The organism is Candidatus Methylacidithermus pantelleriae (assembly GCF_905250085.1).
GTDB lineage: Bacteria > Verrucomicrobiota > Verrucomicrobiia > Methylacidiphilales > Methylacidiphilaceae > Methylacidithermus > Methylacidithermus pantelleriae.
The window spans coordinates 1-8704 of sequence record NZ_CAJNOB010000038.1 but is presented as its reverse complement, the minus strand read 5'-3'; the positions used below and the strand labels follow the sequence as shown (position 1 = coordinate 8704).

Below are 8704 nucleotides of genomic sequence, written 5' to 3'. Positions count from 1 at the left end.
GAATGAGTCAGGGCTGGATCGATCCGCAGCTGTTCATGCGCGTTGAGATCTTCCTAGTCCGCACAATCTCTAAAAACAAATCCCAGCCGCAACACTCGCTTCCCCTACATCCTGTCATCCAAGTCTGCCTCTTTTTTGCTCGTTTTCGTCCCCTTCCGTTAGTCTCGTTCTAGCTCGGGAAAACGGCCTTTCCATTCGATTCTGCCACCTTTTCCTTCTACATCGCCCCTGATGATAAGTTTTCCTGATTAGTAGAGAAGGCACGTTTTCGTCGGTAAACGATCGATTTTTGCTGCGTTCGTTTGTGCCAAAACGATTCTGGACTGTTTACTTTCTCGATGCTTTCAGAGCAAAAAGGTGCAAGGTGTTTGCTAGAGAAGCAAACACAACATTCATTTCTCGGGGCCGATAAATTGAGTCAACGTCGCTGGTGCGTTCTGCCAAACAGACTGCCAAAATTGGACAAACGATTTAAACGCTGGTCCGCTGGCAGCAATGAGCAAAAGAATGCCGCAGAGAATAACTCCCACAGGGGCGTATGTCGGGACTCGCCCAAACACAGCAACAAAAAGACCGAGAAAAATGATGGCAAGAGCCAAGGCGTCCAAGCCCATCGAGGTTAACTTTTGAAGCACACCACTTTTGGGGTCACCAAGTACGATGCTTAAAGCTTCGTGCGGGGATTTTGACGTGTCATCAGAGGAATAAGTGTCTTGTGCCATAAGCGGCCCAGTAGTGACATAGAGAACAAAAAGAAGGAGGAAGAAAGACGACAATCCGTATCGCCGAACCTTTTTTAAGCACAAACACGCAGGAAGTCTTTGGGGATTTTCTTCCATTTCCAACACGTGCTTTAGTCTACGTTTCTCTTGCAAATCGATCTTTTTGGGCATGATGACGCAACCTTTTTCTGCTAGCTGCTGGTCTGAACTGACCGGTATCGGTATAACCTGTGTGCCACGCTCTCTCATTTTCGACTCCAAGCGAATTCCCAAAAAAGGGGGAAATTTGCAGCTCGTCGACGCCAGCCGATCGGCCAGTGCAAAAGTTTCCCGCTCCTTGGATGTCCGGGTTTGCTCCCAATGGGAGCCTGGAGCGCGACTTGCACTTGGTTCTCGCGCAAAAGACATGCGCATTTCCCGTGGGTCGCAAGCGAAGTGTTCGTACAAAGTCCCTCTGAGCGCTCCCGAAACTGGATGGCAGTACTGGGCATGCCAAGGTGAATTTCTTTGGATACAAATTTTAATGGAAAAAGCCGTATTGGAAGTAGAAAACGTTCCACCCCCTCTGCAGAAGGGAATCCGCTGAAGGAGGAGCCCGAGGTCAAATGAGATGTCTTTCCCGGAAGCCAACCAGTGCTTTCCATCCTACAATCTGTAATAGGCTTTTCTGTCTTGACTGGCTGATGAAACGTTGGTCGGCCTGCAAAATTTTTCCCAAGCAAACCGGAACAAGAGGCAGCGATCTGGCATAGTGCCATTTTGGACGCCTGGACGTTAGTTTGCAGAGTGTTTGTGCGCGGTACCCACCGAGGCAAGCCCTAGGCAGCAGTGTGCGTAGGCTAAGATGGCCTAGAGATTGTTTGGCCACGGTTTGCTCAAGGACCGAGCTGCTTTCAAAAGAAGCACCTAGCGCACAAAATAACCTTCGAGGAAAATGGGCTGCGCTTGAAAGCTATGCCTTGAGGCATTCCTAAGTTACGGGACCAAAACAAGGATTGGCTTCCAGCGTGGAACGAGGTGGAGCTTGAGTCGAGCCAATAGTTTCCGTTGTCGTTAAGCCGGACGCGTTAGTTCGTCGAAGGCCAGCTGTTACGCACTGCCCTTCCGACAGTTTTGTTCGCATGGAAGCTTAGCGTCCTTGAGCTACCTACGCTTAAAGGCGCCGTACGCAAGGCAACGGGCTTAGCACCCTGCTGTCGTCCGTAAGACCCGCTGGGTAGCAGCGCGGCGAAATCCGTGCGCGCCCCGGTAACGCCAAAGGTTACAGTCGAATCCGATGCACACGGGGGAGCAGACGATATCCTTTCAGGAGCGCTTGAGCGAGGGATTTAGGCTTTGGATGGAGCAGGGTATTGATAAAAAGCCTTCCTCGATAAATCCAGCCCTCCAAAAGAAAATTGGAGGCGGAATCCTTCTCGATTTTAGCTTCCCACTTTCCCTTTTTCTTTTGGCCTGGCTCAAAAAAGGCTGAAAATCCTGAAGCCAGAGGCAGGCAAGCCGGAAGATCCGCGTACGCACCGGTGCGTACGCGTGCTCCCCTGGCTATGGCTGCGTAAGCAAAATTTTATCGTTTCAGCCTTTCGATCCCGTCCCAACGCCTCAAGGAGTCCGTGTCCTTTGCTCTTCCGAGCTTCGCAAGAGAAGATCGGCGGGTGGAAAAGTTTTTAGGCTCCCGCGCGGTTTTCTCCTAGATTTAAAAAGCGATTCAACTTTTTTGCGACATGCCTTGTAATCCAGGATCGGGGCCGGTAGAAGGAAATTACTCTACCCACCACCATGGTCCCGCTCGCTGCACGCGGACCGACTGGGCATAATCAAATAATCAACCTCATCGTTTTGAGACCTTGGGCTGAAGGCTCGGAAACCGGGCAAGCAAAAAGGGTAGCCTCGAAACGCGAAGGAGGCTTAGACAAAGCCTCCAGTCGGATTAGGCAGAGGTTTTTCGTGTGTGTGAAACAGGCCGCCGGTTGAAGAAGCGACATGGGCTAGCCATGATCGGCACTCCCCTTGCAGCCACAGGGCGCACGGCGCCCGCCGTTGCTGCTACGCGAGACCGGAAACCCCGGAGCGAAAGGCGGTTTGGGGATAAGCTTAGCTTGCGATCATCCACCGGCTGGTTATCTGGACTGAGAGCGCTTGTGCTCCATTCCAAGATCTCGCTTACTTCCAAACCGGCTGTAGGGGTTCACATTTCCAAATAGTTTCGAACTTCCCCTATCGAAAAGTGACAACAACAAAATACCCCCGCCGATGCGAACAAGTTTCATAAATGAAATTGGACCCTGAATCAGGGGTGTATCATCCTCACTTTTAGTGTCATCACCGCCTTATTTTTCCGCAAAGCCCATTTGTCGAAGCTTTTCACATAATTGCATGCGGCCTAAATTTTCTCTGCAATTGTCTGTATACTCAATTTAAGCAACTTGTTATATTTTGTTCCTTTTTGGTTCTCTTGATACTTAATTTCTGCTAGTGGAGTCTCTTGTTTCTTCAGCGGCATCCCTTTCAGGCGCTGGCTAAACTTCCGCTATCTAGTGACGTAAGTGACTGCCGCAGAACGTTAGGAGTTTTTCGTTCTGCCTACATGGCCCATTGGGGTGGGCGGTCGAAGAGCGGGAGCAAGTCGAGCTTTTGGAGCAGTGCGTTGATCTCGGCGGGGATCTTGGAGAAAAACCCGACGAAGGCCTGTCCCTGGGGAGTGAGCCGGATCCATCGGATCGTTTGCAGGGAGCGAAGCACCTTCGGCACTTCTTCGGTGAACCCCTTGGCTAGCCATTCGACTCTGAGGCGGGCGCTTATCCAAAACGCCAGGAAGCAGATCCTGACGTGGTTGCGAACACGATCTGGGCGCCAGTGGTAGACCGGCCGGACCTCGAGGTAGCTTTTGAGTTCTAAAAAAGCGGCTTCGACCTCGGCGAGCCGCTTGTAGTGGGTCAGCACCTCCTGAGGAGAAGTCTTGGCGGAGGGGAGGTTGGTTTCCAAAAGATACCAGCCGTCGATCGCCTCTTCTTCTTGGATCCGCTCCTGGTTGAGCTTCCACCAGAACCGACCTTTGGCGTCGATTCCGTACTGAAAGTACTTATGGGTCTGAATCCGCTGGAGCGCCCGGCCGACCCGGCTGCCGAGCTCGACTGGGTCCGCCCCCTTGCGCGTTGCGTTGGCAATCTGGCGTAGTTCTTCCTCTCCGCGGGCAATGCAGCTCTGCCGCCGCTCCCGATCCCGCATCGCACGCCACTCCCCTCCGGCCACCACGTACCGGACTCCCTGATGCTCGATCTCCATCACCCGGGTTCGATCCCGAAACCAGAGCTGCCGGTCCCGGGGAAGTCGCCGAAGGATCTCCTGGAGCTGGGTCGCAGGGGAACGGGTCACGTACTTAAGGCTCCATCCCGGTGAGCATCTCCAGATTCCAGCGGCTCTTCATCCCGCCATCGAAAACGAAGACCGCCTTCTCGATCCCCAGCCGTCGCCGCAAGCCAACCAAAAGCCCGGGAAGCGTCGAAGAATCGGCCCGATTCCCTCGGAGAACCTCCACATGGATCGGGATCCCCCGAGAGTCGGTCGCCACCGCCAGAAGCACCTGAGGCCGGTCCTGCCGGTGATCCCGGCTGTAGCCGTACTGCGCCAATCCCTCGGGGCCGTCCCCCTCAAAGTAGACGCTCGAAAGCTCGTAGAGCACCAAGCCTGTGCCTTCCGGCTGGGCCTCCCGGTAAAGCTTCTTCTTCGATTCCGCTCCAAACGCCGTTAAGCCCATCCATCGCCCGGGAGAGATCGTCCTCTTCCATGTCCTTTTCCTCCAACCCGCACACCTTGGCCAGGAGCGTTCCGCGGGCTTGGTCGCGAAGCCCGAGCTTGGAGGAGCGGAAAAGAATCCGGCCGAAGATCATCGCCTTCAAAAGCCACCGTTTCCGCTCCGAACCCACTCCGGCAAGAACCGAATCAAGTCCCAATCGCTGCCAGGCCGCCTCCAGAACCGCGATTCCTCCGTAATCCAGAGCTTCCTGCCCTTCCAATCCGTCCACAGGCACAAGCTTCTTCCCCTGCAGCAGCGCTCGGATCGCCTACTGGACCTCCACCGGCATTCGGGTCAGATTGCACAGGATCCTCGTCTTGACCTGCTTGCCCACCCGCTACGACTCCCGGACAAGAAGGGATCGGTAGACTTTGCCCCTCTGACAGGTCCGCACCTCTTGCACATACATGCCTACAATATGCCAACATCATAATAAAAGTTATTCACATTGTATTTGCATGGTACGTCCTACAGGATTTTGCATAAGTCTTTCATACGCCGAAAGAATCCTCAAAATGGTGCGGAAGATCGGCTGGTAGCTGCTTTTTAGAGGAAACGGCGCTTTCGTCATAAAGGAAGCAATACTTAGAATTTTTTCATGAGTGACCGCCGCTACTTCATTAGCTGTATGCTGGAAGGAATCAAACAAAGGCAGGCGAAACGGCACTGCTCCTACTGGAAGAGATCCAAAAAGCACCGCAGATATCTTCCGAAGGAGAACGGGGATGTTTTAAGGTTCATCTGCTTGTGTTGTGTTTTCGTCCTTTTTGTCGTTGTTACCACTGGGCATCGGCAAGAGTGCGTTTTTCTGGGAGCCAACTTCCTTGCTTTTAAGAGAGCCGAGTATTGAATCGTCAGGCTTATGGAGAGGTGGTGACCATTCGGCTGGCGTTGGACGCAGTAGCATTGTGTTGATGAGTGCAATGAGTTCGCGCTTTTGCTGGGTAGTAAACACTGGTCTTCGTGTTAGTTTGTAGAACCTTTTTAGTTCGGCCGCCTCTTCCCAGCAAGGAGAGGCGCATTGCATCAGCAGTAGAGCTTCTACGACAAAAGCGAAAAGAGCATAATGGAAATCATGAAATTGGCCCGCTGCTATCGCGAGCGTAGAGATGAAGAACAGGAGTTTCCAGTAGCGTGAAGTACGCAGAATGACTTTCCGGGAAGCGCCAGGGCCAAGCCAAGCCGCCTGTAATTCGCATCTAGCTTGATACAAAAGTTGCGACGCATAGCGCCAAAGGAAAACTGCTCCCGCGAGTATGGCCAAAGAGATGAGGATGCGCGAAGAGAAGGGGATATTCCAGTAAAACGAGAGGAAGAAAAAGGAAGAGGTAGTGAAAAGCAAGATTGTTTGAATACCGCGAAGAGACTCGGCGACGCCCAGGCGCTTTTGCGGAAGTTGGGGGGCTGATGTATCTTTCAGGCAGGCAAACGCGAAAAGGCGATCGAAAAGAATGCTCTCAGACCCATTAAGGGTGTCCGGCGGTATAAATCGGGACCAAAAGAAGCCTTGGATGGAGGCACAATGAATTGCTCCAAGAAAGCCCAGCATGGTCCAAAGCCAGCTTGTGGGCATAGGTCGTTCCGTCCAAAGGAGAGCTACCGGTGCCCAGAAAAAGGCTGCGACAGGAGAAAGAAGAGTACGCTTTATGGCTCCAAGATTGGAGTATGATTCGTTTGCTTGATCTTGTCCTGCGGAAGAAAGGCACACTTTTGCGACCCATCCCGTCAAAAGCCCAGCAGTCGCAAGGCCAATTTCTTGCCACAAAATTGGCATTCCGGCTATAGAAGTGATCCATAAAAAAAGGAAGAGCACGGCGACGATCCTCGTTCGATTGGACGCTCTGTTGCCAGAAAAGGGGGCGGCGAGCACCCAAAAACGCTTGGGCCCAGGGGGTAGAATCCAGAAGGTCACCACCACTCCTAGAGTCATCATGGCAAGCCAGGGGAAGACATGATGAATCAGATCAGCCAGCGTGAGAACCATAGGGTTTACCTTCCTTTCATGTTTAAACTTCTGTTATGTTCCGTAGTGTCTGCTTTGGTTAACAAAGGTTTGGTGGGTTCTTTGCTTTCATATCCTTTATATGGGTCGGAGCAAAAAATGGCTGGCTCTTTCGAATTGTTCGGCCAAAATTTTTCCCTTTCGAAAAGGCTTTCCTTTTCGGCGAATCTGTCTTGGCAAGGAAGCGTTTTGCTCGACGCTTTAATGATGGAAAAGTAAGACGAAAGAGAAGTAGCCACGTCGAATTGGTTGCTCGCCATTCTGCTCGTGCCGGAAAATGACAAAAGCTTTTCGGTAAAGTAGCGGACACCTAGCTTGAACCGCGGTTCCGGATCTTTGGGGTCTTCCTTATCCATCGCAAGCTTCATGCCTTTCTCGACTCCTTAAGCCTCTGCCAAGAACACTGGGGTGGAGCTCCGTGCCTTATAAGATCTTTTTGTCGCCTCGCTCGAATCACAAGCTTTCCATCGTTAGATAGAAAGTACTTTTAAGCTTGGTGTTTTTCGTAGCGACTCAAACAATTATCATTAGTCATTGAATTTGGATCCGTTGATCAGTATCATCGAAACCGTAAATAGGAATCCACTGGCTCATTCTATTTTTTCCAGCAAGGTAATGTAGAAAGTTAGGCACGTGGAAGCGGTGGCTTGGTTCGTGTATTTCTGGGATCTCTGGAGTGACATAGTCCGCTTCAACCTTTACTTCTACGCAACAGATTATGTCCGGGTCAGCGCCAGGATCGTACCCCAAGGCAGTGACACTGAACATCTTAGTAATCTCGGAACAGTCAACATGCTTGACGAATACTAGGCGTCGGTTCAATAGGCGGCCCTCTTGCTCTCTGTTGCGATAGGTTTCGAAATCGCGCTTAGCCTCATTCAGCGTCAGAGGCGGGTGGTACATACGGTTTAGTGGCCCGTGCATCGGCCGGTCGACGTACGTCAATATGAATCGGTCTTGGTCGGTGATATCGCAATGCTTCGGCTGTTTGAGAAGAGGAAGAGAAGGCCAGATACCTCTGGAAGGTTGTGTGCTGGGTTGGTTCGTGCCACTTTTTTCGTTGTGGGAAAAGCATCCTGGGACCTGGATGAGAAAAGCCAGTACGAAGAGACTGAAAATCGTTGAAGGATTCATTTGCGCACTCCTTTTTCGGAAAAGAAGGATGATTGACTGCTTTTATTCACCAGCCATTCCTCGGATAGCTTGACCAATGGCTGAAACTCCGGCCTGCGCCCTTTGCCAGACTCCGGTTCCAATCCGCTCGGCAAGACCGACGGGTTGCGTAGCGTGTCCCAAAATGGCGCTACCGGCTTCGTAGAAGCCCTCGAAGGCAGAATAGGCGATCCGTGCAGCTGAGACGCCCCAATGGATGCCTGTGATTACGAAAAACGAGATGATTGACAGGCCCGCAAAGATCGCGGAGGTCAAGGTAGCTACCTCCAAAAGCATTAAGATGACTTGCATGACCAACTCACGGATCCCGGAGAATTCAACGCCAGCTTCCTGAGGAGCAACTCCCAGAGCCTGAAAAAACTTGGAAATGAGGGGGCCAGACCACCCCGAGGTGCTGGAGCTGGTGGCTGAGGGCCCCAGAATCTGGATAAGGTTGGCAAAGACAACCTGCCAGAGAGTTGAAAGGATTGCCGGGAGGATCCCGACCTGGTTGGAAGAGGAGGGATCGACTAGGGCATGGTAAAGAAGCGTTACCGATGAAAAGCCGATCCCTGCGCACAAAAAGAAAAGCCATTGGACCATGGCTATACAAATGAGCCACTTGAGGTAATAGAGCCAGATGTTTTGAAAAGACCGGAAGAAGACCAAGGGAATCATTGCCAATCCGAGTGCCATGATTACTCGGAACGCCAAGTCACAGGCTACCAAAATCAAGAATTGGAAAAGGTAAATGGAAAGAAAGATGGTCACAGCCGCTATGGCCGGCACTATAAAGGCGAGCAGTGTGGGAACAAGACTCAAAGCCGCAGAAAGCAAAAGAAACGCTTCGGGGGTCAGTTGTTGCCTTCCTTCTCCTGGCAATGTGTTCTTAATGGACTTCCCAACGTGTTCGGTATACACATAGGCACCTGGCTCGTCGAGTTGATGTTGATTTAGGCGAACGCGGGGAAAAAGCTTTTCGGCAATGTAGCGGACACCTAGCTTAAACCTGGGTTCTGGATCTTTGTTATCCAT

5 protein-coding genes and 1 pseudogene are annotated in these 8704 nt (G+C 51.9%); 1 reads left to right on the top strand and 5 read right to left on the bottom strand.

Annotation, left to right across the window (positions count from 1 at the left end; all coding sequences use genetic code 11):
- Window positions 1-392 precede the first annotated feature (392 nt).
- On the bottom strand, window positions 393-971 hold the full coding sequence (locus tag KK925_RS08300; protein ID WP_174583494.1) for a hypothetical protein: 579 nt from the start codon (window positions 969-971) through the stop codon (window positions 393-395).
- Window positions 972-1128: 157 nt separating this feature from the next.
- Here KK925_RS08300 and KK925_RS08295 point away from each other — a divergent pair, with 157 nt between their 5' ends.
- The gene (locus tag KK925_RS08295; RefSeq protein ID WP_214096432.1) at window positions 1129-1308 is read left to right on the top strand and encodes a hypothetical protein; all 180 of its coding nucleotides are present in this window, start codon (window positions 1129-1131) and stop codon (window positions 1306-1308) included.
- Between the two features lie 1994 nt (window positions 1309-3302).
- On the opposite strand, the pseudogene KK925_RS11550 reads toward KK925_RS08295, so the two are convergent.
- The 4 genes and pseudogenes from KK925_RS11550 to KK925_RS08265 form a co-directional block, all read right to left on the bottom strand.
- Window positions 3303-4924 (bottom strand): annotated as a pseudogene (locus tag KK925_RS11550) (IS1634 family transposase).
- Between the two features lie 30 nt (window positions 4925-4954).
- Window positions 4955-5212 (bottom strand): hypothetical protein, encoded by a 258-nt coding sequence (locus tag KK925_RS08275; protein WP_174583492.1) that lies wholly within the window; start codon window positions 5210-5212, stop codon window positions 4955-4957.
- Between the two features lie 33 nt (window positions 5213-5245).
- On the bottom strand, window positions 5246-6328 hold the full coding sequence (locus KK925_RS08270; RefSeq protein WP_214096429.1) for a hypothetical protein: 1083 nt from the start codon (window positions 6326-6328) through the stop codon (window positions 5246-5248).
- 1365 nt (window positions 6329-7693) lie between these two features.
- The coding region (locus KK925_RS08265) for a hypothetical protein (RefSeq protein ID WP_174583490.1) at window positions 7694-8704 on the bottom strand (1011 nt) is incomplete at its 5' end.

Bases quoted from the DNA above. Each gene is read 5' to 3' on its own strand.
- KK925_RS08295 (WP_214096432.1), top strand. From the start codon at position 1,129: ATGCGCATTTCCCGTGGGTCGCAAGCGAAGTGTTCGTACAAAGTCCCT.
- KK925_RS08300 (WP_174583494.1), bottom strand. From the start codon at position 971: ATGAGAGAGCGTGGCACACAGGTTATACCGATACCGGTCAGTTCAGAC.